The organism is Geobacillus sp. C56-T3, assembly GCF_000092445.1.
GTDB classification, from domain to species: domain Bacteria; phylum Bacillota; class Bacilli; order Bacillales; family Anoxybacillaceae; genus Geobacillus; species Geobacillus thermoleovorans.
In genome coordinates, this window is sequence record NC_014206.1 from 3512004 (window position 1) to 3536755 (window position 24752).

Annotated in this window: 29 protein-coding genes; all 29 read right to left on the reverse strand. The window is 55.7% G+C overall.

Features of this window, described 5'->3' with window-relative positions; all coding sequences use genetic code 11:
- Positions 1-234: 234 nt before the first annotated feature.
- The 29 genes from nuoH to GC56T3_RS17510 all read right to left on the reverse strand — a co-directional run bounded on the left by nuoH (position 235) and on the right by GC56T3_RS17510 (position 24641).
- Positions 235-1236: an NADH-quinone oxidoreductase subunit NuoH gene (gene nuoH, locus GC56T3_RS17370; RefSeq protein WP_013146601.1), complete on the reverse strand. Its 1002-nt coding sequence runs from the start codon at positions 1234-1236 to the stop codon at positions 235-237.
- Positions 1233-2333, reverse strand: coding sequence for an NADH-quinone oxidoreductase subunit D (locus GC56T3_RS17375; RefSeq protein ID WP_041468891.1), 1101 nt, complete (start codon positions 2331-2333; stop codon positions 1233-1235). The genes nuoH and GC56T3_RS17375 overlap by 4 nt, the downstream gene beginning before the upstream one ends.
- 3 nt (positions 2334-2336) lie before the next feature.
- Complete coding sequence (locus GC56T3_RS17380) at positions 2337-3623, reverse strand: NADH-quinone oxidoreductase subunit C (RefSeq protein WP_013146603.1); 1287 nt, start codon at positions 3621-3623, stop codon at positions 2337-2339.
- A gap of 3 nt (positions 3624-3626) precedes the next feature.
- Positions 3627-4139 carry an NADH-quinone oxidoreductase subunit B family protein gene (locus tag GC56T3_RS17385; protein WP_011232822.1) on the reverse strand — a complete coding sequence of 171 codons (513 nt, stop codon included), beginning with the start codon at positions 4137-4139 and terminating at the stop codon, positions 3627-3629.
- Entirely contained in the window at positions 4130-4498 is a 369-nt protein-coding gene (locus tag GC56T3_RS17390) for an NADH-quinone oxidoreductase subunit A (protein ID WP_013146604.1), read from the reverse strand. The genes GC56T3_RS17385 and GC56T3_RS17390 overlap by 10 nt, the downstream gene beginning before the upstream one ends.
- A 274-nt stretch (positions 4499-4772) precedes the next feature.
- Positions 4773-5174 (reverse strand): F0F1 ATP synthase subunit epsilon, encoded by a 402-nt coding sequence (locus tag GC56T3_RS17395; protein ID WP_011232824.1) that lies wholly within the window; start codon positions 5172-5174, stop codon positions 4773-4775.
- 22 nt (positions 5175-5196) lie between these two features.
- Positions 5197-6618 (reverse strand): F0F1 ATP synthase subunit beta, encoded by a 1422-nt coding sequence (gene atpD / locus GC56T3_RS17400; RefSeq protein ID WP_011232825.1) that lies wholly within the window; start codon positions 6616-6618, stop codon positions 5197-5199.
- A 27-nt stretch (positions 6619-6645) separates the two neighbouring features.
- Positions 6646-7503, reverse strand: a complete 858-nt coding sequence (gene atpG / locus GC56T3_RS17405) for an ATP synthase F1 subunit gamma (RefSeq protein WP_011232826.1) — start codon at positions 7501-7503, stop codon at positions 6646-6648.
- Positions 7504-7570: 67 nt separating this feature from the next.
- The gene (atpA, locus tag GC56T3_RS17410; protein ID WP_011232827.1) at positions 7571-9079 is read right to left on the reverse strand and encodes a F0F1 ATP synthase subunit alpha; all 1509 of its coding nucleotides are present in this window, start codon (positions 9077-9079) and stop codon (positions 7571-7573) included.
- 24 nt (positions 9080-9103) lie between these two features.
- Positions 9104-9640: a F0F1 ATP synthase subunit delta gene (locus GC56T3_RS17415; protein ID WP_011232828.1), complete on the reverse strand. Its 537-nt coding sequence runs from the start codon at positions 9638-9640 to the stop codon at positions 9104-9106.
- A complete protein-coding gene (gene atpF, locus GC56T3_RS17420; RefSeq protein WP_173346453.1) occupies positions 9637-10170 on the reverse strand; it encodes a F0F1 ATP synthase subunit B in 534 nt (177 codons plus the stop codon). Before atpF ends, GC56T3_RS17415 begins: the two co-directional genes overlap by 4 nt.
- A gap of 120 nt (positions 10171-10290) precedes the next feature.
- The gene (gene atpE / locus GC56T3_RS17425; RefSeq protein WP_011232830.1) at positions 10291-10509 is read right to left on the reverse strand and encodes a F0F1 ATP synthase subunit C; all 219 of its coding nucleotides are present in this window, start codon (positions 10507-10509) and stop codon (positions 10291-10293) included.
- 70 nt (positions 10510-10579) lie between these two features.
- The gene (atpB, locus tag GC56T3_RS17430; RefSeq protein WP_011232831.1) at positions 10580-11293 is read right to left on the reverse strand and encodes a F0F1 ATP synthase subunit A; all 714 of its coding nucleotides are present in this window, start codon (positions 11291-11293) and stop codon (positions 10580-10582) included.
- 17 nt (positions 11294-11310) lie between these two features.
- Positions 11311-11694, reverse strand: coding sequence for an ATP synthase subunit I (locus GC56T3_RS17435; RefSeq protein WP_013146606.1), 384 nt, complete (start codon positions 11692-11694; stop codon positions 11311-11313).
- A 4-nt stretch (positions 11695-11698) separates the two neighbouring features.
- Positions 11699-11920, reverse strand: coding sequence for an AtpZ/AtpI family protein (locus GC56T3_RS17440; RefSeq protein ID WP_013146607.1), 222 nt, complete (start codon positions 11918-11920; stop codon positions 11699-11701).
- A gap of 603 nt (positions 11921-12523) precedes the next feature.
- The gene (gene upp, locus GC56T3_RS17445) at positions 12524-13153 is read right to left on the reverse strand and encodes a uracil phosphoribosyltransferase (RefSeq protein WP_011232835.1); all 630 of its coding nucleotides are present in this window, start codon (positions 13151-13153) and stop codon (positions 12524-12526) included.
- A gap of 151 nt (positions 13154-13304) precedes the next feature.
- On the reverse strand, positions 13305-14543 hold the full coding sequence (gene glyA / locus GC56T3_RS17450; RefSeq protein WP_013146608.1) for a serine hydroxymethyltransferase: 1239 nt from the start codon (positions 14541-14543) through the stop codon (positions 13305-13307).
- A 93-nt stretch (positions 14544-14636) separates the two neighbouring features.
- The gene (locus GC56T3_RS17455; RefSeq protein WP_013146609.1) at positions 14637-15215 is read right to left on the reverse strand and encodes a TIGR01440 family protein; all 579 of its coding nucleotides are present in this window, start codon (positions 15213-15215) and stop codon (positions 14637-14639) included.
- Positions 15216-15556: 341 nt separating this feature from the next.
- A complete protein-coding gene (rpiB, locus tag GC56T3_RS17460; RefSeq protein ID WP_041468611.1) occupies positions 15557-16003 on the reverse strand; it encodes a ribose 5-phosphate isomerase B in 447 nt (148 codons plus the stop codon).
- Positions 16004-16098: 95 nt separating this feature from the next.
- Entirely contained in the window at positions 16099-17388 is a 1290-nt protein-coding gene (locus tag GC56T3_RS17465) for a methyl-accepting chemotaxis protein (protein WP_013146611.1), read from the reverse strand.
- Between the two features lie 25 nt (positions 17389-17413).
- The gene (locus GC56T3_RS17470; RefSeq protein WP_013146612.1) at positions 17414-17860 is read right to left on the reverse strand and encodes a low molecular weight protein arginine phosphatase; all 447 of its coding nucleotides are present in this window, start codon (positions 17858-17860) and stop codon (positions 17414-17416) included.
- Positions 17861-18114: 254 nt separating this feature from the next.
- Positions 18115-18666, reverse strand: coding sequence for a manganese efflux pump MntP family protein (locus GC56T3_RS17475; RefSeq protein ID WP_013146614.1), 552 nt, complete (start codon positions 18664-18666; stop codon positions 18115-18117).
- Positions 18667-19078: 412 nt separating this feature from the next.
- Positions 19079-20146 (reverse strand): L-threonylcarbamoyladenylate synthase, encoded by a 1068-nt coding sequence (locus GC56T3_RS17485; RefSeq protein ID WP_013146615.1) that lies wholly within the window; start codon positions 20144-20146, stop codon positions 19079-19081.
- A gap of 129 nt (positions 20147-20275) precedes the next feature.
- The gene (gene spoIIR, locus GC56T3_RS17490; protein WP_013146616.1) at positions 20276-21139 is read right to left on the reverse strand and encodes a stage II sporulation protein R; all 864 of its coding nucleotides are present in this window, start codon (positions 21137-21139) and stop codon (positions 20276-20278) included.
- Between the two features lie 59 nt (positions 21140-21198).
- A complete protein-coding gene (gene prmC, locus GC56T3_RS17495; RefSeq protein WP_013146617.1) occupies positions 21199-22080 on the reverse strand; it encodes a peptide chain release factor N(5)-glutamine methyltransferase in 882 nt (293 codons plus the stop codon).
- Positions 22070-23146 (reverse strand): peptide chain release factor 1, encoded by a 1077-nt coding sequence (gene prfA, locus GC56T3_RS17500; protein WP_011232845.1) that lies wholly within the window; start codon positions 23144-23146, stop codon positions 22070-22072. The genes prmC and prfA overlap by 11 nt, the downstream gene beginning before the upstream one ends.
- Before the next feature lie 95 nt (positions 23147-23241).
- Complete coding sequence (locus GC56T3_RS17505) at positions 23242-23682, reverse strand: hypothetical protein (RefSeq protein ID WP_013146618.1); 441 nt, start codon at positions 23680-23682, stop codon at positions 23242-23244.
- Between the two features lie 123 nt (positions 23683-23805).
- The gene (locus GC56T3_RS20230) at positions 23806-23928 is read right to left on the reverse strand and encodes a hypothetical protein (RefSeq protein WP_255347822.1); all 123 of its coding nucleotides are present in this window, start codon (positions 23926-23928) and stop codon (positions 23806-23808) included.
- Between the two features lie 89 nt (positions 23929-24017).
- Positions 24018-24641 (reverse strand): thymidine kinase, encoded by a 624-nt coding sequence (locus tag GC56T3_RS17510; RefSeq protein ID WP_013146619.1) that lies wholly within the window; start codon positions 24639-24641, stop codon positions 24018-24020.
- Positions 24642-24752 lie beyond the last annotated feature (111 nt).

Here is a 24752-nt window from a genome sequence, read left to right on the forward strand (position 1 = left end):
CATGGGAAAAGTGGCGTTCCGACACGACCTATGCCCGAAGGAGGAGGCCATGCTCATGGGCGGCTGCCCCCTTCCTGGCAAGACAAGTTGCTTTGTTCCTTTAGAGGACTGGTGAAAAACGACCGATTTCGCCGAATCCGTTGCTTTTGGGTGAAAGAGAGGCGTTGATTTTACAGGACTTCTCAATTTGAGAAGAGTCCGTTTTTCGCGACTTTTCACTACATCACCGGCCTTTTAGAAAAACCACGCTTTCACGACCGCCGTCAGCACAATGTTGACGAGCGAAAGCGGAAGCAGCACTTTCCAGGCGAACTCCATCAGCTGGTCGGCGCGCACGCGCGGAAATGTGGCGCGAAACCAAATGAGGACGAAAACGACCGCACAAAACTTCAGCGCAAACCAGACCGCGCCAGGAATCCAGCCGAGAAACGCGACCGGATGCCAACCGCCGAGAAACAAAATCGTCACAAGCGCCGCCATGGCGAACAAATACACATACTCGGCGAGCATAAAGAACGCCCAACGGAACCCGGAATATTCGACATGGAAGCCGGCGACAAGCTCGGACTCCGCCTCCGGCAAGTCAAACGGCGTCCGGTTCAACTCGGCCACCGCGGCAATGAGGAAAATCAAAAACGCCAACGGCTGGGCGAAAATGAACCAGACGTCTTTTTGCGCCGCAACGATGTCGACTAAATTCATGCTTCCCGCCAAAAGCACGACGCCAAGCGCCGACATGACGAGCGGAATCTCATAGGAAATCATTTGCGCGGCTGCCCGCATGCCGCCAAGCAGAGCGTATTTGTTGTTGGACGCCCAGCCGCCGGCGACAACGCCGACGGTCGTCAAGCCGGAGACAGCGATATAATACAGAAGGCCGACGCCAATATCGGCGAACCGGAACGCATCGGTAAACGGCAATACCGCCAACACCATAAACGACGGCACAAAGGCGATGATCGGCGCCAGCACGTAGAGCGGACGGTCGGCCGCTTTCGGGATCGTATCCTCTTTCAAAAGCAGCTTCAACACATCGGCAACGGTTTGCAACAGTCCAAAGCGGCCGCCGACTTGGTTCGGGCCGATGCGCCCTTGCATAAACCCCATCACTTTCCGCTCAGCCAAAATGCCGTATGTGACAAAGGCGAGCACGACCGCCAAAAGCAGCGCCCCAAGCCCGAAAAACAGGGCGATGTTCGACCAACTTGGCGTGGATTCAAGCCATTGCTCCATCATCCGTCGACCTCCCCAAGCACAATGTCAATCGACCCAAGAATGGCGATGACATTGGCCAAGTTTTCCCCTTTGAGCAGCTTCGGGAGTATTTGCAAGTTGTAAAACGACGGGCGCCGGAATTTGAGGCGGTACGGCTCCTTTTTGCCGTCGCTCGCAATATAGCAGCCGATCTCGCCGCGCGGCGCCTCGATGCGGACAAACGTTTCGCCCGGCGGCGCTTTGATGATGCGGGGCACTTTTCCCATGATCGGCCCCTCGGGTGGAAATTGCTCACACGCCTGCTCGATGATGCGAAGCGACTGCTCAATTTCCGCCATCCGGCATTCATAGCGGGCCAGGCAGTCGCCGCCCTCGCGCACCGGCACATCAAACTCAAAGCGGTCATAGATCGAATACGGTTCATCTTTGCGCAAATCCCATTTGACGCCGGTCGACCGCAAGTTGACGCCGCTGAGCGAATAACTGATCGCCTCTTCTTTCGTATACCGCCCGACGCCTGTTACGCGTTCGCGGAAAATTTCATTGCCGGTGACGAGGTCGTGGTAGCCGGCCAATTTCTCCCGCATGTACGGGACAAACTGCTTCACTTTGTCGATCCAGCCGTCCGGCGCATCCCATTTGACGCCGCCGATGCGCATGTAGTTGAACGTCAGCCGCGCCCCGGACAGCTCATTTAATAGATTAATAATCATTTCGCGTTCGCGGAATGCGTACAAAAACGGGCTTGTCGCGCCAAGGTCAAGCAAGTACGTCCCCCACCAGACGAGGTGGCTGGCGATCCGTCCGAGCTCCATAGCAAGAACGCGCAAATACTCGGCCCGCTCCGGCACTTCAATGCCCATCATCGTTTCGACCGCATGGCAAAGCACATAGTTGTTCGTCATCGCCGACAAGTAGTCCATTCGGTCGGTGTACGGGATGATTTGCGTATATTGCAGCCCTTCGGCGATCTTTTCCGTTCCGCGATGCAAATAGCCGATGACCGGTGTCGCTTCTTGAATGATCTCGCCGTCAATTTTTAAAATGAGGCGGAACACCCCGTGCGTGCTCGGGTGTTGAGGGCCGACGTTTAAAATCATTTCTTCTGTGCGCAGCATCATCTACACCTCCGCATCATACGGCTCGTAATCTTTGCGCAGCGGATGCCCGACCCATTGTTCGCCGAGGAAGATGCGGATTAAGTTCGGGTGGCCGCGGAAACGGATGCCAAGCAAATCGTACGCTTCGCACTCCGGCCAGTTCGCCCCCGGCCAAAGCGGAACGAGCGAATCGACTTCCGGGTTGTCGCGCTCGATTTTGACTTTCAGCGCCACCGGATGCCGGTTTGGATAGGAATACAAATGGACGTACACTTCCATATGCGTCTGAAAATCGGTGCCGTGCAGCTCGGATAAATAATCAAACCGAAGCTGTTCATGGCCTTTCAACAACTCGGCGACTTTGTAGTACGCCTCTTTTTTCACGACAAGCGTCGGCACATCTTTCGCCAGCCGGTTGATGTATGCATCCTCGAGCACGTCCGAACCGAGATGCTCATGAATGATGCGGACATATTTCTCAAGCAGCGGATCATTCGGCGACGGAGCGGCAGACCGTCCGGTTCCTCCGTCAGTTTCTTCGGCCTTCGCCCGGGCGGCCGCTGCCGCTTTTTGTTTCGCCCCCTCATCGCCAGCGCCGCCTTGTTGCTTCGCCAAGGCCGCCGCCCGCGCTTTTGCCGCGGCCGCGGCTTTCGCTTTCGCCGCGGCGGCCGCTTTTTGCTTGGCCAGCTCGTCATCGTCGCCCGACGCTTCAGCGGCTTTTTGTTTGGCTAATGCAGCAGCTCTCGCCTTCGCGGCCGCAACTGCCTTTTTCTTCGCCAACTCAAGATCATCCTCCGCACCGCTTTCCGCCGCCTCGCGCTGTCTTCGCAGTTGGGCCGCCCTCGCCCGCGCTTCCTCGGCTGCCTTCCGCTTCGCCGCCTCAAGGTCGTCCCCTGTCGCCGCACCAGACGCAGCGGCCTCCCGCTGTCTTCGCAATTCCGCCGCCCGTGCCCGCGCTTCCTCCGCCGCCTTCCGCTTCGCTGCCTCGAGGTCGTCCCCGGACGCCGCCGCCTCGCGCTGCCGCCGCAACTCGGCGGCCTTGGCTCGCACCTCTTCGGCAACTCGTTTTTTCGCTGACGCGATGTCTTCAGCCGATGGCGGCTGCGCCGCGCCGCCCGGCGCTTCATTTGCCGGGCCGTCGGATACATCCGAAGAAGGATTCAAATCATCGCTTCGGGCGTCACCGGTTTCAGCGGCTTGCTTCGCCTGTTCTGCTGCTTGCTTGGCCGCAAGCCGTTCGCGCGCCAGCTGTTTTGCCCGCTCAGCGGCTTCTTTTTTTCTCTGGGCCAAATCTTTTTCTTCATCCATCGGTTACAGCACCTTCTTCCCCGTTTTGGCTTCCAGTCGGATTTTTTCTTTTAATTTATGAATGCCGTAGATGAGCGCTGCCGGGTTCGGCGGACAGCCTGGTATGTACACGTCCACCGGGACAATTTGGTCGACGCCTTTGACGACGCTGTACGATTTGACGTACGGGCCGCCGGCTGTCGCACACGAACCCATGGCGATGACCCATTTCGGTTCGGGCATTTGGTCATACAACCGGCGCAAGAGCGGCGCCATTTTTTTCGTCACCGTGCCCGAGACAATCATGACGTCCGCCTGCCGCGGCGAGGCGCGGAAAAACGAACCGAACCGGTCGAGGTCGTAATGGGCGCCGCCGACCGCCATCATCTCGATAGCGCAACAGGCAAGGCCGAACGTCAACGGCCAAAGCGAACTGCTTCGGGCCCATCCTTTCAACTGTTCCAACGTCGTCAAAAAGACGTTTCGCTTCACTTCTTCCATTTCGACGCCAGAAAAACCCTCCCATTTCACATCCATCGTAACACCTTCTTTTTCCAAGCATAGATAAGGCCAATGGCAAGCAAAACGATGAACATGATCATTTCCACCAACGCGAACAAGCCGAGTTGGTCATAGACAACAGCCCACGGGTACAAAAACACCGTCTCGATATCGAAAATGACAAACAGCAAGGCAAATAGGTAGTACCGAACTTGGAACTGAACGCGCGAGTCGTGAAAGGGATTGTTACCGCTTTCATAAGTTGTCGCCTTTGCATCACTCGGCACGTGCGGCCGCAGCCACCGCCCGGCCGTGAGCGCCCCGATCGGCAGCAACACACCGAGGCAAAGGAAGACGAAGATGATCAAATAACTGTTTGCATAGATGTTGCTCAACCAGCTCGCCCCCTTCCGGTTTACTACATACGTATGGTGTTAATGATGAAATTTTTCAATAATTCCTTCGATTTCATTATAACATTTATATCCAGCCGTGTCAGCAAAACTTCAAGTTAACACTGTCAACACGGTATCCATTCATGTAAGCGCTTCATCTTTGTTGAAGCGACGGAATGCGAGGAACGAAAAAAGAGAGAGCGTTTGCCTCTCTCCTTGACGGACGATTCTTCCGTTTTCATCAAAAAAAGCAGGGGAAAAACTCCCCTGCTTTTTACTTCATTTCCGCAACGCTCAAACGGTTCATGGCGCGTTTTAACGCCAGTTCGGCCCGTTTGAAGTCGATGTCATCCTGCTGGCTTTGCAGGCGGCGCTCCGCCCGCTCTTTCGCCGCTTTGGCGCGGAGGACGTCAATGTCCTCCGCCCGTTCAGCAGCTTGAGCCAAAATCGTCACTTTGTCCGGGCGGACTTCCAAAAAGCCGCCGCTGACGGCAATGTATTGCGTTTTGCCGCCTTTTTTCAGCCGGGCCGCGCTGATCTCGAGCGGGGCGACAAGCGGAATGTGCCCCGGCAAAATGCCGAGCTCGCCGCTTTTCGCTTTGACGCTGACCATCTCAACATCGTCTTCGTACACCGGGCCATCAGGAGTAACGACGCTCACGTGGATCGTTTTCATTGTCCAATCCCCCTATCCCGGGTCACACTTCGACACCCATCGCTTTCGCTTTTTCAACGACTTCTTCAATGCGGCCGACTAAGCGGAACGCATCTTCCGGAAGATGGTCGTATTTGCCTTCCAAAATTTCTTTAAAGCCGCGCACCGTTTCTTTGACCGGCACGTAGGAGCCCGGTTGGCCCGTGAACTGCTCCGCCACGTGGAAGTTTTGCGACAAGAAGAACTGGATGCGGCGGGCGCGGTGAACGACGAGTTTGTCTTCGTCCGACAGTTCGTCCATCCCCAAGATGGCGATGATGTCTTGCAATTCTTTATAACGTTGCAGCGTTTGCTGCACTTTGCGGGCGACTTGATAATGCTCCTCGCCGACGATTTCCGGCGCCAACGCACGCGATGTCGAAGCGAGCGGGTCAACGGCCGGATAAATCCCCATCTCCGCGAGCTTCCGCTCCAGGTTCGTCGTCGCATCCAAGTGCGAGAACGTCGTGGCCGGAGCCGGGTCCGTATAGTCGTCGGCCGGGACGTAAATCGCTTGAATCGAGGTGATCGAGCCTTTCGCCGTCGACGTGATCCGCTCTTGCAATTGACCCATCTCCGTCGCCAATGTCGGTTGGTAACCAACGGCCGACGGCATGCGGCCTAACAGCGCCGACACTTCCGAACCGGCCTGCGTGAAACGGAAGATGTTATCGATAAAGAGCAACACGTCTTGGCCTTGTTCATCACGGAAGTATTCGGCCATCGTCAAGCCGGTCAAGGCGACGCGCATCCGCGCCCCCGGCGGCTCATTCATTTGTCCGAACACCATGGCCGTTTTGCTGATGACGCCGGAATCTTTCATCTCATGGTACAAGTCGTTTCCTTCGCGTGTCCGTTCGCCGACGCCAGCAAAGACGGAAATCCCGCCGTGCTCTTGGGCGATGTTGTGAATCAGCTCTTGGATCAAGACCGTTTTTCCTACGCCAGCGCCGCCGAACAAACCGATTTTTCCGCCTTTAATATACGGGGCAAGCAAGTCAACGACTTTAATCCCCGTTTCCAAAATTTCGACTTCCGTCGCCAATTCCTCGAATTTTGGCGCCGGACGGTGAATCGGGTCGCGGCGGGCGTCAGCCGGAATGTCGCCTTCCAAGTCGATCGGCTCGCCCAAGACGTTGAACACGCGGCCAAGCGTGACTTCGCCGACCGGCACCGAAATCGGTGCACCGGTATCGATGACTTCCATGCCGCGGATGAGGCCGTCTGTGGACGCCATCGCGATCGTCCGTACTGTATCATCGCCAAGGTGCAAGGCGACTTCCAATGTCAAGTCGATGTCGACTTCGTTTTCGTTGCGCGCTTTATGTTGAATTTTCAGGGCGTTGTAGATCGCCGGCAAGTGGCCGTTCTCAAACTTGACGTCTACAACCGGACCCATGACTTGGATAACGCGTCCTCTTGTCATCGTTTTCCCTCCTAACTTGCTAGTCCCCTATTGCAAGGCGTTTGCTCCGGCGACAATTTCCGTAATTTCTTGCGTAATCGCCGCTTGGCGAGCGCGGTTGTAGGAAAGCGTCAATGTGCGAATGAGCTCGTTCGCATTGTCCGTTGCGTTCTTCATCGCCGTCATGCGGGCGGCGTGTTCGCTTGCTTTTGCATCGAGCAATGCGCCGTAAATGAGGCTTTCCGCATACTGCGGCAATAAGACGTCCAAAATTTCTTCTTGCGACGGTTCAAATTCGTACACCGTGCGCTGCTTATTCTCCGCCAAGTCAGTGAGCGGCAGAAGCTTCCGTTCCGTCACCTCTTGCTGGATCGCGCTCACGTAATGGTTGTAATACATATACAGCTCGTCAAACGTACCGTCGGCGAATAACCCAACCGTTTTGCGGGCGATTTCTTTAATATCGGCAAACGACGGCTGGTCCGGCAAGCGGGTGATGTCGAGAATGACCGGCATGTTCCGCTTGCGGAAAAAGCTCAACCCGACGCGGCCGATGACGATGATCGCATATTCGTCCGGAGAAGCATGGCGTTTTTGGATCGTTTGGTACACGAGGCGCAGCACGTTGCTGTTGTACGCGCCAGCCAGACCGCGATCCGACGTGATCACGAGATAACCGGTTTTTTTCACCGGGCGCGAAACGAGCATCGGATGCGAAGCCCCCCCGGCGCCAAGCGCCACATTAGCCACGACTTCTTGAATTTTCTCCATATATGGAACGAACGATTTCGCGTTTTGCTCCGCGCGGTTCAGCTTCGACGTCGAGACCATTTCCATCGCTTTTGTAATTTGGCTTGTCTTCTTCGTCGCATTGATGCGCGTTTTAATATCGCGTAACGATGCCAAAGGTTTCACCACCTTTTTGCTGCACGGGTTCTAACAGGCGTGAGGGGGCGATATGCCCCCGCCGGCCTTATTGTGAAACGACAAACGTTTTCTTGAACGCTTCGATCGCTTTATTGAGATCGTCTTCGTTCGGAAGATCTTTCGTCGTGCGGATGTGCTCAAGCAAGTGTTGGCCGTTTTGGTCGAGCCACAAGTAAAACTCTTTCTCGAAACGGCGCACATCTTCAACCGGAATGTCGTCCAAAAAGCCGCGCGTCAATGCATAGATGATCAACACTTGTTTTTCGACCGGAATCGGCTGATGCAAATCTTGCTTCAGCACTTCGACCGTGCGCGCCCCGCGGGCGAGCTTCGCTTGCGTCGCCTTGTCGAGGTCGGAGCCGAATTGGGCGAACGCCTCCAGCTCACGGTAAGCGGCCAAGTCCAAACGGAGCGTCCCGGCTACTTTTTTCATCGCTTTGATTTGCGCTGCCCCACCGACGCGCGAAACGGACAACCCTGCGTTGATCGCTGGGCGGACGCCGGAGAAGAACAAGTCCGATTGCAGGAAAATTTGCCCGTCCGTAATCGAGATGACGTTCGTCGGAATGTACGCGGAAATATCGCCCGCTTGCGTTTCGACGAACGGAAGCGCGGTCAAGGAACCGCCGCCTTTGGCATCGCTCAATTTCGCTGCGCGCTCAAGCAGGCGGGAGTGCAAGTAGAAAATATCCCCCGGATACGCTTCACGGCCCGGCGGACGGCGAAGCAAGAGCGACAATTCACGGTATGCCGCGGCTTGTTTCGATAAATCGTCATAGACCACTAACACGTGTTGGCCTTTATACATGAAATACTCGCCCATCGCCACACCGGCATACGGCGCCAAGAACAAAAGCGGAGCCGGCTGCGACGCCGAAGCGGTGACGACGATCGTATAGTCGAGCGCGCCGTGTTTGCGGAGCGTTTCGACAACGGTGCGGACCGTCGATTCTTTTTGCCCGATGGCGACATAAATACAAATCATGTTTTGGTCTTTTTGGTTGATGATCGTGTCAATGGCGACGGACGTTTTCCCCGTTTGCCGGTCGCCGATGATGAGCTCGCGCTGGCCGCGGCCGATCGGCACGAGCGCGTCGATCGCTTTAATCCCGGTTTGCAGCGGCTCATGCACCGATCTCCGGTCCATAACGCCCGGCGCCGGGCTCTCGATCGGGCGCGTTTCCGTCGTTTCCACCGGCCCTAATCCGTCAACAGGCTGACCGAGTGGGTTGACGACGCGGCCGATGAGCGCTTCCCCAACGGGCACTTCCATGATCCGGCCCGTACGGCGCACTTCGTCCCCTTCTTTAATGCCGGTGTACGGTCCTAAAATAACGATACCGACGTTGTTTTCTTCCAAGTTCAACGCCATGCCCATCACGCCGTTGGCAAACTCGACGAGCTCGCCGGACATGACGTTATCGAGCCCATGAGCGCGCGCGATCCCGTCGCCGACTTGGATGACGGTGCCGACGTCGCTCACTTGGATTTGCGATTCATAGTTTTCAATCTGCTGCTTAATGAGCGCGCTGATTTCTTCCGCTCGAATGCTCATGCCTTTCACCCCTGTCTTCAAATGTTAGCCGATCAGCTGCCGCCGAATCCGTTCAAGCTGCCCGCTGACGCTGCCGTCGTAAATGCGGTTGCCGATGCGCAGCTTCACGCCGCCGATGAGTTCCGGATCAATGATATTTTCAATCTCAAGCGTCTGTTTGCCGACTTTTTGGGCAAAGACGTCGGAAAGCGCCCGCAGTTCTTCGTCCGTCAACGGCCGCGCCGAATAGGCGACCGCCTTGGCGATGCCGCGCGCATCGTCGACGAGGGCGAGAAACTGTTCCGCCAGCTCGGGCACAAGGCCGAAGCGATGGCGCTCCAGAAGAAGGAGAAGCGTGTTTTGCACCGGAGTGGACACACCGGCGAACGCTTCGCGGATGAGCGCTTTTTTCTGATCCAAGGAAAGTTTCGGATACGAAAGAAGCGATAAAAACTCGCCGTTTTCCGCCAACGCCTGGCGCACGGCGCGAACATCTTCTTCGATTCGATCAAGCTGTCCTTGTTCGAGCGCGATTTGGAACAAAGCGGACGCGTACCGTTTGGCGATCACTTCTTGGTTCATCGCGCTCCTCCTACCTCTTGAACGTCTTTGATGTACGCTTCGATCAGCTTGCGTTGATCTTGCTCGGTCAGCTCTTTTTCAATCACTTTTGAGGCGATCAAGACAGACAACGAGGCCACTTGTTCGCGGAGCGCGGCCATCGCCTGTTCTTTTTCACGCTCGATTTCTTTTTTCGCCGCTTCTTTCACCCGTTCCGCTTCCGCACGGGCCGAGGCGACAATTTGTTCTTTCTGCTCTTCAGCCAGCTTGCGCGCGTTTTCAATGAGCGCTTGCGCTTCTTGGCGCGACTGCTTCATCAGTTCGCGCTGTTCTTCAAGAAGTTTTTCTGCTTCTTGACGGCGTTTTTCCGCCTGGCCGATTTCGTTCGCGATATGTTCTTCACGTTGTTTCATGATATTCATTAACGGCTGCCAAGCGAATTTGCGCAGCAAGGCCAGCAAAATGATGAACATCAGCAATTGGTAAATAATCGTGCCGCCGCTGATGCCATGCGCCGCTTCGCCGAGCACCCATACGTTTGCCTTCCACAACACCGCGTTTCACTCCTTTCGACAGCTATCGCACCGACGCGGTCTCGCAAAACCGCACATAAAGGAATGGCGAAGGTGGTCGTTGACACGAACTTCGCCATCACTTTCCATATCGATTTCTTATCGACCTAAGTAAATGAACGAGAAGACGACACCGATGATCGGAAGCGCCTCAACCAACGCGACCCCGATGAACATCGTCGTTTGCAAAACCGGACGCAATTCTGGTTGACGAGCAATCCCTTCGATGGTACGGCTGACGATCAACCCGTTGCCGATGCCGGCGCCCAATGCCCCCAAACCTACCGCAATCGCAGCTGCAAGTACACCCAAACTCATGTTGATAGATCCTCCTTCGCAATGTTAAAGTAATGTTTCATTCAAGTCTTGCTCTAATGAAAAGGAATGCTCAATGGTCATGACTGACCTTATGAGCCATATAAACCATGGTTAACATCGTAAAAATGAACGCCTGAATCGTTCCGACAAAAATACTGAACGCTTGCCACACCATCATCGGGATGGCTGCGCCAACAGCGCCAAGCACACCGTAATGCGTGCCAAGGCTGGCGAGCAAGCCAAGCAAAATTTCCCCGGCGTAAATGTTCCCGAAAAGACGCAAACCGAGCGTCAGCGTGTTGGCAAACTCTTCGATGATTTTAAGCGGGAACAACCAGGCGACTGGACGGGTGTAATCACGCAAATAGTCGGACGCCCCTTTCATTTTGACGCCATAGTAGTGGGTGAGGCCGACGACCATCACCGCCAGCGTCAACGTAACGGTCGCATCCGCGGTCGGCGATTTCCACCAAAGTTCACCGTTGACATGGACGGAAAACGGCAGTCCAAGCATATTGGCCACAAACACATACATGATGAGCGTGACGCCCAGCGTCAAAAAGCGGCCGCCCGTTTGCCAATCCATCGTGCTGTTAATGATGCCTCTGACAAAGTCAAAGACCCACTCCATAAAGTTTTGCATCCCCGTCGGGCGCAGCTGAAGCGAGCGAGTAGCCGCAACAGCAATGATGAAAACGATCAAGCTCGTGATCGTAATCATCAACATATCAGATAAATTAAACGTAAGGCCTAAAAATTCGACAAGCGGCGCTTTATGCTCCATCCTCCCTCACCTCGCTTTCATACCTGCAGCTTGTCGTTTTTCCATTTGTGAAAGAAGAAATCTATTATAATGACAATGTAGGATGTCATTAATCCCAAAACGGTTGGCACGATATGAAAATATTGCGGATACGTCAGAACAATGACAGCAGCCAACGCGGCAAGCGCCAAACGCGATAAGGTGCCTAATGTGCGCACTTTTTTGCGCGCCGCCACCGCTTGTCCGAATTTTTCGATTTTCCAGGTTAAGTTCCAAACCATGAGGAGGCTGATCGATGTGCCGAGAATCAAGCTGAGAAAAACGGTTTTATACGGCGTAAATCCAAAGCCGAGCGTATAGATGGCGAGCAAATACAATATGTATCGCACTTGCCGCCAAAACATCGCTTGAAGACTTCCCATTTTATTACTCCTCAGAGAAATATTGGCGGATCAAGCGCAACATGGCGTACACGCCGGCCGCCAGTCCGAGCAAAAGGCCGACGATCAAAAAGATTGGCTCGGTGCCAAGTCGATCATCGATCCATCTCCCGCCGAAAACGCCGACCAAAATCGAACCAACAAGTTGGGAGACGATGGCGGACATCAACGCCATGGCTTGAAACGGGTGGCGCTGTTTTGGGGACATGCCAACACACCCTTTAACATAATGAAAACCTTCTCAATCTACCCCTTGTAAAGGATACAATACGGCCTGGTCAATGTCAATGTGTTTCCACGTAAAACCTCATTCACATAGGGTAAATATTAATAATTTGTGACAATTTCTCATTTTCTTCTCACAATGATGATGTATAATGATATATTTTATTTTTAGCCTATTTTCCTTTTCATGATTCTATATAGATGCAATTTGAAGCTTTACCATTTGCAGCTTTTACCGAGTATTTGATCGACTGTCGGGCGACCGAACAACGCCGCTTCCAGACCCATATATGGGTCTGTGAAGCAGGCGGTTGTTCGGTCCTCCGTCACGCCAAGGCGTGACGGAGAAGCCTGTGGCTTTCCTCCGACAGTCGAAAAGGGGCAAACCGCTTTTCCGTCAAGGATATGTTAAACTTCTTCGTTGCATCTATATATATACTTGGCTTTGCAAACGGAGCGGTTTCTCAGCGCCATCTTTCTGCCGCGGCCTATTCGATGCAAGCGCTTAACTGACGCATGGGCAAGGCACCCTCTCCGCCGCTCGATGGAATGCGAACCCCGCGCGGCGCAGGGCGCCTTACAACTGTTATTTTGTGCCAAACAGCCGGTCGCCGGCGTCGCCGAGACCAGGGACAATATAGCCGTGGTCGTTCAACCGCTCATCAAGGGCAGCGATGTAAATGTCCACATCCGGGTGGGCCGTTTCCACCGCTTTGACTCCTTCCGGCGCCGCGATCAGGCACATAAATTTAATGCTTTTCGCTCCCCGCTTTTTCAGCGCATCGATCGCCGCCACCGCTGATCCGCCGGTTGCGAGCATCGGGTCGACGATGATAAAATCGCGCTCTTCGACATCGCTCGGCAGCTTGACGTAATATTCGACCGGCTTTAATGTTTGGGGATCGCGGTACAAGCCGATATGGCCGACTTTCGCCGCCGGGATGAGCTTCAGGATGCCGTCAACCATGCCGATGCCGGCGCGCAAAATCGGAATGACGCCCAGTTTTTTGCCGGCGATCACTTTCGCTCTGGCTTTACTGACGGGGGTTTCGATCTCGACTTCCTCAAGCGGCAGATCACGTGTAATTTCAAACGCCATCAACGTCGCCACTTCGTCGACAAGCTCGCGAAATTCTTTCGTGCCCGTATTCTTGTCGCGAATGTAGGTCAATTTATGCTGGATGAGCGGATGATCAAAGACGTACACTTTTCCCATGGGTCAACTCTCCTCTTCCGTATGTATGCGCTGCACTTCTATACATTCTACTGGAAAACGAGCGCCTATTCAACTGCCGAACGAACGGAAAAAGGCGCACCGCCAAATCCGGAGGCGGTGCACCGTACGGTTTCGGACGAAGCGGCGGCGCTTAGTCTTGATAGAGCGGAAACTTTTCCGTCAAAGCGGCGACGCGTTGGCGCGCTTCCTCAAGCGCTTGTTCGCTGCCGACGTTTTTCAGCACAAGGCCGATGATGGCGGCGATTTCGTCCATCTCTTCCAATCCGAAGCCGCGCGTCGTGACCGCGGCCGTGCCGATGCGGATGCCGCTTGTGACAAACGGGCTTTCCGGATCATACGGAATCGTGTTTTTGTTGACCGTAATCCCGACCTCATCGAGCACTTTCTCCGCCGTTTTCCCGGTCAGCTGCTGCGGGCGCAAATCGACAAGCAGCAAATGGTTGTCCGTGCCGCCGGAAATGAGGGTGAATCCTTCGTTTTGCAAGGCGGCTGCGAGCCGTTTGGCATTCTCCACGACGCGCTTCGCGTAGACTTTAAAGTCGTCTTGCAACGCTTCGCCGAGCGCGACGGCTTTGGCGGCAATGACATGCATAAGCGGGCCGCCTTGAATGCCAGGAAAAATGGCTTTGTCGATCTGTTTGGCGAACTGCTCCTGGCATAAAATCATCCCGCCGCGCGGACCGCGCAGCGTTTTGTGCGTCGTCGTCGTAACGAAATGGGCGTACGGCACTGGATTCGGATGAACACCTGCCGCAACAAGACCGGCAATATGGGCCATGTCAACCATTAAATAGGCGCCGACTTCATCGGCAATCTCGCGGAACTTGGCGAAGTCGATGATGCGCGGATAGGCGCTCGCGCCGGCGACGATCAACTTCGGCCGGTGAAGGCGCGCTTTTTCGCGCACGTCGTCATAGTCAATGACATGCGTTTTTGGATCGACGCCGTATTCGACAAAATTGTACTGAATGCCGCTGAAATTGACCGGGCTGCCGTGCGTCAAATGGCCGCCGTGCGACAAGTTCATGCCAAGCACCGTGTCGCCGTGCTCAAGAACGGTGAAATAAACGGCCATGTTCGCCTGCGCCCCGGAGTGCGGCTGGACGTTCACATGCTCCGCTCCAAACAACTGCTTCGCTCGCTCGCGCGCCAAATCTTCGACGATGTCGACATATTCACAACCGCCGTAGTAGCGGCGTCCCGGATAGCCTTCCGCATATTTGTTCGTCAGCACCGACCCTTGCGCTTCCATGACCGCGCGGCTGACAAAGTTTTCCGAGGCGATCAGTTCAATTTTCGCATGTTGCCGCTTCCGCTCTTGCTCAATAGCGGCGAACACTTGCGGATCTTGTTGTGGCAAGTAATTCATCAATAGCTCCCCCTTATGCGAAATCAGTGAATATTCGTTTTTATTTTATCAGCTTCAGCTAGGCAAATTCAAAGAAAAAAATGAATGAAACCGCTAGAAAGAACAGGAATCATTCGGATTTTCCAACGAGTAGACCGCTCGGGCGCCGCCGATCAGCTTCGGCCGCGTTTTCGCCAGCGTCACGCACGCCGATCCAATGTGCTTCACCGAAACGCGCACGGGAACGGCAACCGGCTTCAAATGCATGCCGATGAGCGTATGGCCGATGTCAATGCCGGCATCGGCGCGAATCGCCTCGACAACGACCGGGTCAGCGAACTTTCGATAGGCGCAGGCGGCCATCGCCCCACCCGCTTTCGGCACCGGAACGACCGAAACGATCTCCAGCCCGTGAGTTTTGGCGGTTTCCCGTTCGACAACAAGCGCCCGGTTTAAATGTTCACAACATTGAAAAGCGAGCGCAATGCCGGTTTCGCGCCGCCACGCGTCAAGCTCGGCAAACAGCATGGCGGCAACGTCCATCGATCCAGCCGTGCCGATCCGCTCGCCAAGCACCTCGCTCGTACTGCAGCCGATCACAACGACATCGCCGCGGCCAAGCGGCGCCTGTTTGCGAAACTCATGCAAGATGGCTTGCCATTGCTGCCGCCATTCGGTCAATCGTGCGTCCATTCCCTTCCCTCCTTCGCACGGTGTGCCCCACACTATCCTTGACGAACACTAGAAGTCTGGTGATGTAACGGAAAATGCGGCTCCATCACGTTGCTTTTCAAATTGAGAAACCTTATACATGCTGCTCTTCCTTCACTTTAGAATCATCCATTTCAAAAAAACGGCTGTTTTTCAATGGCCTTCTAGTATTTTCACCAATGATTCGCGAAAGATGAACGGCGTTTGTTGTGAACATCGCCGGATTCCCAGCCTTTGCGCTACTGCCCTCATGAAGCTAGACGCCCACACCTTTCGCTTATGGCCCACAGGCCGCATCCGCTCCGATGCGGCCCTGGTTCTGCCTACAAATGCTTGTTTTCATAGTCGGCGATTTTGCCGATTCGCCGCGCATGGCGTCCGCCTTCAAATTCGGTCTCAAGCCATGCCTTGGCGATTTCGCGCGCCAGGCCGGGGCCGATGACGCGCTCCCCCATCGCGAGAATGTTGCTGTCATTATGCATGCGCGTCAGCTTGGCGCTGTAGACGTCGTGGCAAAGGGCGCAGCGCACCCCTTTCACTTTGTTGGCGGCAATCGTCATGCCGATGCCGGTGCCGCAGATCAAAATGCCGCGATCAAATTCGCCGCGCGCCACTTTTTCAGCGACGGGAAGCGCGTAATCCGGGTAATCGACCGATGTTTCACAATCGCAGCCAAAATCGGTGTACTCGATTCCCATTTCATCCAACAGTGCTTTCATTTCCTCACGAATGCGAATTCCACCATGGTCAGAAGCAATAGCGACTTTCATCACGTTCGGGCGAGGAGCCCTAGGCTTCGCAGTGATAGCGAAAGCCAGGGAGGAATCGCCCTTCCTCCTTTCGATGAATCATATTTGCATGTGCATCAACGGGTGCGGAACCGGGCGACAGCCGCCTGCAATTGTTCGGCCTGTTCAACCAACTCGCCAGCCAGTTTATGCACATCGTTGATCGATGCGGCCTGCTCCTCGGTTGCCGCCGCAACTTCGAGCGCGCCGGCGGACGTCTGCTCAGCAATCGCCGCCACTTCTTGCGTTTGCGCCGCGGCCCGCTCCATATGCCCCATTTGACGCTTCGCCAGCTCAGCGATGTCATGGACGGCGCGGATCACTTCATCAGCTGAGGCCGCCATGGCCGCAATGGCCTCATTCGTGCGCTCCCCTTTCGCCGCCTCAGCGTTGGCAGCAGCCACCTGCTTGTCCATTTGCGCCACCACACGGGCGACTTCATTTTGAATGTTGCCGACCAGTTCCGCGATTTTCTTGACCGCCTTGGCGCTCTCATCAGCCAGCTTGCGCACTTCCTCGGCGACAACGGCAAACCCCCGGCCGTGCTCGCCGGCGCGGGCTGCCTCAATGGAAGCATTGAGCGCAAGCAAGTTCGTCTGTTCGGCGATGTCCGCGACAAGCAACGTAATGTTGCCGATTTGATTGGCGTGTGCTTCGAGCTGCTTGACAGCCGCCCGCGACCGTTCTTGATCGTCAGCCAGCTGATCGATGCCGCTAATGAGCGAATCGGTGATATCGCGGCTTGCCTTCAACGTTTCGTCCATCCCATATACCGACTGTTCCGCACGCTCGGCTGTTTCTTTTACTTGTACTGCGATGGCGAGCACATCCTCGGCCGCCGCAGCCGCCTCTTGAATCGCCTCGGCCGAAGACGCCGCCCCTTTGGAAATGTCGTCAATGGTCGCTGCAATATCGCGTGCACGGTTTGACGCTGTTTCGGACGCCTGCCTCATTTCCGCCGTCTTTTCAGTCGTGCGCGCTGCGCTCTCTTCCACATTGGCGACGACTGCGCGCAAATGGCCGAGCATCCGGTTGAACGCGACAGCCAGCGAGCGAATTTCGTCATGGGAAGAGGGCAGCGGAACATCCTCATCGATATGCCCTTCCGTCGCCTTTGCCGCCGCTTCCTCGAGCCGTTGCAGCGGCCTTGTAATCCAGCCAGCGGCCAAATAGGCAAGCACTCCGGACCAAAAGATGCCAAGGAGCAACACGATCATCGTGAACACGCTTTTGTTCCATGAGGCGAACCACTGATCATACAAAACGTACAAGAAAAAGGCGCTCGTTGAATACGTGATCAGCGCCAACGCTGTCGTAAAGACGACGAGCTTTAGGCGCAAACCGAACCGATGACTTGTCCCCCCCATTTGTGTTCCCCCTCACTTCTCAACCTCATTGTTCTGTTTGCAACTTTTCCGCCAAGCGGTCAATGAGCTTCTCCAGCTCATCGCGCGCCGCCCGGTACACTTCAATCGGCCCGCCGAACGGATCGGCGATGTCGCCGTCTGTTCCCGAGACGAACTGCTTCAACGTAAACGTTTTGTCCTTCGCTTCTGGGAAACGCTCGACGATCATTTCTTTATGGCCGGATGTCATCGCCAGCACGTGCGTCGCCCAGTCGATATGCTCTTTTTTCAGCTGCGAGGAGCGGTGGGCCGCTTCGATTCCCTTTTCCTTCAACACCGTCTTGGCGTGAACCGACGCCTCGCTCCCTTCCGCCGCAAACACGCCGGCCGATTTCACCTCGACGCCTGGCAGCTGCTTATTCTCCAACAATGCAGCGGCCATCGGGCTTCGGCACGTATTGCCCGTGCAGACGAACAAAATGCGGTATGGCATACAACCACCTCTTCACATCAATGACTTACCATCAATATACCATAGGGAAAAGAGCAAAAAAAGGCTCTTCACCACAACATGTACTTGACAAGCAATGCGGTTTCCTGCGTAAGGATAGGCAAAAAGTGCTGATTTTCCCTCACAAGCGTAAATAGGGTATGTTCAGAAAAAATCAAGTACAACTTTTGGTGAAGAGCCGCAAAAAAAGCAGGCAGTCCACTTTTCCCCACTGAAGGAAAACCGCCTGCCTCCGTTTATAGAAAAAGCAGCTTGAGCCCGAACGCCAGCAAAATGCTGCCGCCGAGCGCTTCGCTGTACGAACCGAGCCATTGCTGAAAATGGCGGCCGACAAAAAGCCCAACCCATGTCAGCACCATGCTGAACAGACCAAACAGCAAAATCGCCACCATCGTCCGCGCTCCGAAAATGCCGAGGCTCAGCCCGACGGAAAAGCTGTCTAGGCTGACGCTGAACGCAAAAAAAAGCAACCCCACCCCACGCGGAAACAGCGGTGAGCCATCGTCCCTCCGGAACGAGGCGATGATCATTTGCCCGCCAAGCCATAACAGCAGCGCCCCGCCCGCGTATGTCGCGACACTTCCGAACTCGCGCGACAGCAGGCGGCCGACCGCCATGCCAGCAAGCGGCATGAGAATATGAAACAAGCCGATCGTCAACCCGATATAAAACATTTGCCGCAGCCGGAGGCGCAACAGCCCCATTCCTAAAGCGACTGAAAACGCGTCCATGCCCAGCGCCAGCGCCATCATTGACAGCGCGATGATTTCACCGATGAATGCGCCCATGTTTCTTCCCTCCCGGACCGGCCTTATTGCTAAACATATGCACGTCCAGGGCAGTTTAGAAGCAGAGCGGGCAGCCAATGGGCGCCGCCTGATTGACGGGCGGACGGAAAAGAAAAAACCGGTCCACAACAGACCGGTTTAGCGCTTGGAAACGGCATCCCCCAAATCCTCTAGTTGCAATCTGAACCTTACCGTTTGCAGAGCCGTTTTCTCGACTATCGCACGACCGAACAACGCCGCTTCCAAACCCATACATGGATCTGTGAAGCGCGTTTCCGTTCGGTCTTCCGTCACGCCAAGGCGCGACGAAGAAGCCTGCGGCTTGCCTCCGACCGTCAAAAAATAGACAAGCTGCTTTTTCGACCAGGATATGTGAAACTTGTTCACTGCATCTATACAGACGGCCGTCCTTTCATTTCCGCTGTTCGCTGATGGCGCGTCCGCCGGCTGCTTTGCGGAGCCGGTTCATGATCGCCGCGCCGATTCCTTCTTCCGGAAACGCCTCGCTGTAAATGAGATCGACGTTCGTTTCATCAAATCGGCGCAGCGTGTCGTACAGCCGGCTCGCGACCGTCTCAAGCGCCTGGCGCGTTCCGCACGGCAGCACGACATCGGCCGCATACTGATCCCGGTTCTCCTCGGTCGTCAACACGCCGACCGTTTTCCCTTCCGCCCGGCTTTCATCGACAAGCCGCTGCAAAAACGCGGGCGGGCCGGCGACGATCCAAAGCGGCGCTTTCGGCGCATAATGCGTATATTTCATCCCCGGCGCTTTCGGCGCCGCCTCGTCATCCACAGCAGCGGCCTCTTCAACGCGGCCGATCGCTTCAATAAGCGCCTCTTTCGTCACTCCTCCCGGGCGCAAAATCGTCGGCACGCCCCCACTGCAATCGAGCACCGTCGATTCAACGCCCACGCCGGTCGGCCCGCCGTCGATCACCCCGGCGATCCGCCCGTCTAAATCGGCAAGCACGTGCGCCGCCGTCGTCGGACTCGGCCTTCCTGACCGATTCGCGCTCGGGGCGGCCAACGCCAAGCCGCTCGCCTCGATCAACGCCAGCGCCAGCGGGTGATCCGGCATGCGCACCGCCACCGTCGGCAGCCCGGCCGTCACCCGTTCAGACACCGCTTTGGCCCGTTTTGGCAATACTAACGTGAGCGGCCCCGGCCAAAACCGCTCCATCAACGTTTTCGCCATCGGCGGGATCGAGGCGGCTACCGCCTCCGCTTGGGCCATGCTGGCGACATGAACGATGAGCGGATTGTCGCTCGGCCGCCCTTTGGCGGCGAAAATTTTTTCCACCGCGGCTGTATTGGCCGCATCGGCCCCCAACCCGTACACCGTTTCCGTCGGGAATGCGATAACTTCCCCGGCCCGCAGCCATTCAACCGCCTCTCGTATTTGTGGATAAACTTGCTGTTTATCAACAATATTATCCACAACCCAAACACGCGTTTTCAATCGTTTCACCTTCTCCATCGCCGTGATTCGCCTTGAAAATGGCGGCTTTTTTTACAAGCGTCAGATCGCCGCCCGATGCCTTTCCACAGTTATACACAAATTGTGAATAAACTTGTTATTTTTGTGGATAACTTTGTGGATAGATGCTTATGGAATGAGATGGCTGAGCCACTCTTTGAAGAAAAATTTTACTTCCACCGGCTGTTCCGGCTCGGCCATGACGACGAAGGACGATTCTTGATCATCAGTGTGCCCTTTGTCCTTCTCGCCATCCGCATGGATGGACGAAGCGGCGCGATCTTCGGTTTCCGCCATCGCACCCCTCTCCTCTTTCGGTTCGTCCCGCTCGATGGCCTGCTCGCCGCTTCGCATCGCCTCAGCTTCCGCTTCGGCCGACTCGCTGTTCTGCTTCGACCCGGCTTCCATTGACCGGACGCTCTCAGCCGACACCGGTTCATTCGTTCCTGCAGGCGATCGGTTCGCCGCCATCATGACGGCATCGCTGTTGGAAAAATCGAGAAAACAAAGCGGCGGGAACAGAACGCACCACCAGTTTGCTCCTTTTCCTTCCCCAAGCGTGATCAGCACGGCATCATAGATGCCAGCCGGATATACGTAGTTGCCGTACACTTTCGTCGGAAAATGAACCGGGCCAAACTCCACTTTGTACGTTTGATCGCTTTGTTCATCGCGCAACACGCGGGCGACCGTCCGCTCGATGTCCGGCAGGTGAGAGCGGATGACGCGCTTTGCTTCCTCAAACGAAGTGAGTTCGGCCACCCAGCCGTTGATTTGCGCATTGACCGCATCACGCACTTTTCGCTTCAATTGTTGGTCTTCATCGGCGTCGCTGTTGGCTAAAATGCGCAGGCGGATTGCCTCATCAGGGATGGCGACCGCCGCGTTCGCCCCGGCGTCCGTCTTGTGGCCGTACAGCTCGACGAGTACGCCTGTCGTTAATAGAATGATATATAAACATATGGCAATGGCATTTCCTTTGATGGTCATCATCGGCACCGTCCTTTCACCTTTCATTGTGGACGGCGCCGCTCGTTTTTAAACCTATCAATCTAACACTTTTTCCCGTTTTTCGGCCGCGTCATGTACACCATCCGGTCTTTGCCGTTGAGGTCAAAATCGACTTCCACTTCGGCTTCTGGAAACGCTGCGGCCAAGAGCGCCGCCACTGCTTCCCCTTGCCCGGCGCCGACTTCAAAAGCGGCAAGCGCCGGCGCGCCGAGCACAAGCGGCAGCTCGCGGGCGAAGCGGCGGTAAAAATCGAGCCCATCGCGGCCGCCAAAGAGCGCCGTGTGCGGCTCATAGTTTTTGACGACCGGGGAAAGCATAGCGGCGTCCGTCTCTGGAATGTACGGCGGATTGGAAACGACGACATCGACCGTCCACCCCATGGCCATGATCGGCTGCAGCAAGTCGCCGCACAAAAATGAAACATTCGCCCCGAGCCGCCGGGCGTTTTCACGGGCGACCGCGAGCGCCGCTTCGGAAATATCGGTTGCGGTCACCGACAACGCTTTGTTCTCCAGCGCCAATGTCACGGCGATCGCCCCGCTGCCAGTGCCGACGTCAACGACATCGATCCGCTTCCGACCAGCAAATAGGCGCGGCACCCGTTTTAGGACGCCAAGCACCAGTTCTTCCGTTTCCGGGCGCGGGATCAACACATGGCGGTTGACAAGAAACGGCCGGCCGTAAAACGATTCATAGCCGATCAAATATTGAATCGGCACATGATCCACCGCATGGCGGCGCACATCGGCCGCAAACCGTTCATATACCGCTTCGTCGACCGGCTCGCGCCAACGGGCGAACAGCCCGGCCCGGTCCACGCCTAAATGGTGGCACAATAGCCACTCCGCCGCCCGCTCCTCTTTTCCGTGGGCGCGCAAAAAAGAAGAAGCCCAGGCGAGGACTTCATGTACGTTACGACGCATCGTTCGCTTGCTCCAATTTTTTCGCTTGGTCGTCCAAAATGAGCGCCTCGATGATTTCATCCAAATGCCCATCGAGCACTTGATCGAGCTTTTGGATCGTCAGTCCGATGCGGTGGTCGGTGACGCGGTTTTGCGGGAAGTTGTACGTGCGAATGCGTTCAGAACGATCGCCGGTGCCGACAGCTTGCTTGCGCGTTTGGTCGTATTCAGCGCGCGCTTCTTGCTGGTATTTGTCGTAAATGCGGGCGCGCAATACTTTCATCGCTTTTTCTTTGTTTTTGATTTGCGATTTTTCGTCTTGGCACGTGACGACAATGCCGGTCGGAATATGGGTGAGGCGCACGGCCGACATCGTCGTGTTGACGCTTTGCCCACCCGGTCCGCTTGAGGCGAACGTGTCGACGCGAATGTCTTTTTCATTGATTTCGACTTCGATTTCTTCCATCTCCGGCAGGCAGGCGACCGTCGCCGTCGACGTATGGATGCGCCCGCCTGACTCCGTTTCCGGGACGCGCTGGACGCGGTGCGCGCCGTTTTCAAACTTCAGCTTTGAATACGCCCCTTTGCCGTTGATCATAAAAATGATTTCTTTATAGCCGCCAAGGCCGGTCGGGCTCGCTTCGATCACTTCCGTCTTCCACCCTTGCGATTCCGCATAGCGCGTATACATCCGGTACAAGTCGCCGGCAAACAGCGCCGCCTCTTCGCCGCCGGCGGCCGCGCGGATTTCCATAATGACGTTTTTCTCATCGTTCGGATCTTTCGGCAAAAGCAACACTTTCAGCTTTTCAACGAGCGCCTCTTCCCGTTCTTCCAGTTCGCCGATTTCCTCTTTCACCATCTCGCGCAGCTCCGGCTCCAGCTTTTCTTCGAGCATCGCTTTCGCTTCGGCCAGCTGCTCGCGAACCGATTTGTATTCACGGTACGTTTGCACCGTTTCTTCCAAATCCGCCTGCTCTTTGGAATAATCGCGCAGCTTTTTCGGATCGTTGATGACGTCGGGGTCCATCAACAGTTCATTGAGCTTTTCATACCGTTGCTCCACAGCTTCCAACCGATCAAACACATCATTCACCTCTGTTTTTCCCACACAGTCTATTTTTAGATTATAGCATGAAATGAAGCCAAACAAAAACCCCCGCTTTTGGCAAGCGGGAGCTCTCAGTTGACGCGCACGATGATCTCGTATGTCGGGATCGCTTTTGTCAGCAGCTTGTCAATGCGTTGCGCCTCGCGCTGCCGCTCCTCGTCAGACAGCTCTTCCGGTGCATCAACTGTCACATACATATTGCCGCCGTGAAACCAGATGGAGTCGGCGTGGTAATCGGTGTACCGCTCAATGAGTTGTGCTGCCTTGCGCGTATCGGCGCGCTGGTTTTCGCTTCCTTCGGTCAAGCTGATAAAATTCGGGTTTTGCCGCACGTTTTCCGGATCGTCGAAGTTGTTGTACAAGTCTCTGTCAGCGTCGATCTTCGGCCGCCCGTCCGTCATCAGCCGCGCGCCGTTTTTGTCCTCGCTTTGCTGGCGGTAGGACGGATGATCCGGAGCGAGCGAACAGGCCGAAAGCAGGAAGATCATTCCTAACAGCCAGATGCTTCTCATCCTTTTTCGCCTCCTTAGCTGTTAGGATGTCCATGATCGCACGTCAATGATACACGGCAAGCCATAAATCTTTCTGCCATCATTCGTCTATTTTGCGGCGAACGAACAAAAGGGGCAGCCTAGTCAAGCGAACGACCAATGATGAACGAGCCGCATGCCAAACGCTTTTTCCTCCCATAGCGAATGGACGCACGAGACAGGCGAGGATGATGGCGCCGCTTCCGCCCTTCTCGGTCGGCGAAACATACGAATATGCGCCGTTTCCATCAACTATGGCTGCGCTTCGCCACTTGGCCGATGAAAGCGGCCAAACAACATCCGTGACCGCCTCACCATCACTCACCCGTATGTCCAGCAAGCGGGCGGTTGTATCGCTTTTTCGGTTTGCCAGGCACTTCATGGTGATGGCGGCAGCGAGGCTCGTACGCCTCGCTGGCGCCGACGAGAATCACCGGATCGTCATAAGAGGCGGGCGCACCGTTAATGAGCCGCTGCGTCCGGCTGGCTGGGGAACCGCATACCGTGCAAACCGCCTGCAGCTTCGTCACCGACTCAGCGATCGCCATCAGCGCCGGCACGGGGCCAAACGGTTCACCGCGAAAATCTTGGTCGAGCCCCGCGGCGATGACGCGGCAGCCTCCATCAGCGAGCGTTTGCACCACATCGATGATGTCGTCGGAAAAAAACTGTACTTCATCGATGGCGACGACGTCGGTGGCGGCGGAAATGTAGCGGAACATTTCCGCCGGCGTCGCGACCGGAATGGCGATCACCGAATTGCCGTTGTGCGACACGACTGCGTCTTCGCTATAACGATTGTCGATCGTCGGTTTGAACACTTTCACTTCCTGCTTGGCAAACTGAGCGCGGCGGACGCGGCGAATCAATTCTTCTGATTTGCCGGAAAACATGCATCCACAAATGACCTCAAGCCAGCCGGACTGCGTCATCACGTACATCGGGGCCTCTCCTTTCACACAACACTGTCCTCAAACCATCAGCCGCTCCTTGCCGTCTGCCATCGCGACGATCAGCGGGATCAGCTTGATAAGCAACCGGCCTTCCATCTG

What these genes read in the sequence shown, in the direction of transcription:
- GC56T3_RS17375 (WP_041468891.1), bottom strand. Translation starts at nt 2,333, where the DNA reads ATGCTGCGCACAGAAGAAATGATTTTAAACGTCGGCCCTCAACACCCG.
- GC56T3_RS17395 (WP_011232824.1), bottom strand. Translation starts at nt 5,174, where the DNA reads ATGAAAACGATCCACGTGAGCGTCGTTACTCCTGATGGCCCGGTGTAC.
- GC56T3_RS20230 (WP_255347822.1), bottom strand. Translation starts at nt 23,928, where the DNA reads ATGTTTCGCCGACCGAGAAGGGCGGAAGCGGCGCCATCATCCTCGCCT.
- atpD (WP_011232825.1), bottom strand. Translation starts at nt 6,618, where the DNA reads ATGACAAGAGGACGCGTTATCCAAGTCATGGGTCCGGTTGTAGACGTC.
- prmC (WP_013146617.1), bottom strand. Translation starts at nt 22,080, where the DNA reads ATGCGTCGTAACGTACATGAAGTCCTCGCCTGGGCTTCTTCTTTTTTG.
- atpE (WP_011232830.1), bottom strand. Translation starts at nt 10,509, where the DNA reads ATGAGTTTGGGTGTACTTGCAGCTGCGATTGCGGTAGGTTTGGGGGCA.
- GC56T3_RS17505 (WP_013146618.1), bottom strand. Translation starts at nt 23,682, where the DNA reads ATGAGAAGCATCTGGCTGTTAGGAATGATCTTCCTGCTTTCGGCCTGT.
- nuoH (WP_013146601.1), bottom strand. Translation starts at nt 1,236, where the DNA reads ATGATGGAGCAATGGCTTGAATCCACGCCAAGTTGGTCGAACATCGCC.
- GC56T3_RS17380 (WP_013146603.1), bottom strand. Translation starts at nt 3,623, where the DNA reads ATGGATGAAGAAAAAGATTTGGCCCAGAGAAAAAAAGAAGCCGCTGAG.
- GC56T3_RS17470 (WP_013146612.1), bottom strand. Translation starts at nt 17,860, where the DNA reads ATGCCATACCGCATTTTGTTCGTCTGCACGGGCAATACGTGCCGAAGC.
- atpB (WP_011232831.1), bottom strand. Translation starts at nt 11,293, where the DNA reads ATGGAGCATAAAGCGCCGCTTGTCGAATTTTTAGGCCTTACGTTTAAT.
- GC56T3_RS17510 (WP_013146619.1), bottom strand. Translation starts at nt 24,641, where the DNA reads ATGTACGTGATGACGCAGTCCGGCTGGCTTGAGGTCATTTGTGGATGC.
- glyA (WP_013146608.1), bottom strand. Translation starts at nt 14,543, where the DNA reads ATGAATTACTTGCCACAACAAGATCCGCAAGTGTTCGCCGCTATTGAG.
- GC56T3_RS17440 (WP_013146607.1), bottom strand. Translation starts at nt 11,920, where the DNA reads ATGTCCCCAAAACAGCGCCACCCGTTTCAAGCCATGGCGTTGATGTCC.
- GC56T3_RS17385 (WP_011232822.1), bottom strand. Translation starts at nt 4,139, where the DNA reads ATGGATGTGAAATGGGAGGGTTTTTCTGGCGTCGAAATGGAAGAAGTG.
- rpiB (WP_041468611.1), bottom strand. Translation starts at nt 16,003, where the DNA reads ATGAAAGTCGCTATTGCTTCTGACCATGGTGGAATTCGCATTCGTGAG.
- GC56T3_RS17415 (WP_011232828.1), bottom strand. Translation starts at nt 9,640, where the DNA reads ATGAACCAAGAAGTGATCGCCAAACGGTACGCGTCCGCTTTGTTCCAA.
- spoIIR (WP_013146616.1), bottom strand. Translation starts at nt 21,139, where the DNA reads ATGATGACCATCAAAGGAAATGCCATTGCCATATGTTTATATATCATT.
- GC56T3_RS17485 (WP_013146615.1), bottom strand. Translation starts at nt 20,146, where the DNA reads ATGGAGAAGGTGAAACGATTGAAAACGCGTGTTTGGGTTGTGGATAAT.
- GC56T3_RS17455 (WP_013146609.1), bottom strand. Translation starts at nt 15,215, where the DNA reads ATGGACGCACGATTGACCGAATGGCGGCAGCAATGGCAAGCCATCTTG.
- GC56T3_RS17435 (WP_013146606.1), bottom strand. Translation starts at nt 11,694, where the DNA reads ATGGGAAGTCTTCAAGCGATGTTTTGGCGGCAAGTGCGATACATATTG.
- upp (WP_011232835.1), bottom strand. Translation starts at nt 13,153, where the DNA reads ATGGGAAAAGTGTACGTCTTTGATCATCCGCTCATCCAGCATAAATTG.
- GC56T3_RS17465 (WP_013146611.1), bottom strand. Translation starts at nt 17,388, where the DNA reads ATGGGGGGGACAAGTCATCGGTTCGGTTTGCGCCTAAAGCTCGTCGTC.
- GC56T3_RS17475 (WP_013146614.1), bottom strand. Translation starts at nt 18,666, where the DNA reads ATGGGCGCATTCATCGGTGAAATCATCGCGCTGTCAATGATGGCGCTG.
- atpA (WP_011232827.1), bottom strand. Translation starts at nt 9,079, where the DNA reads ATGAGCATTCGAGCGGAAGAAATCAGCGCGCTCATTAAGCAGCAGATT.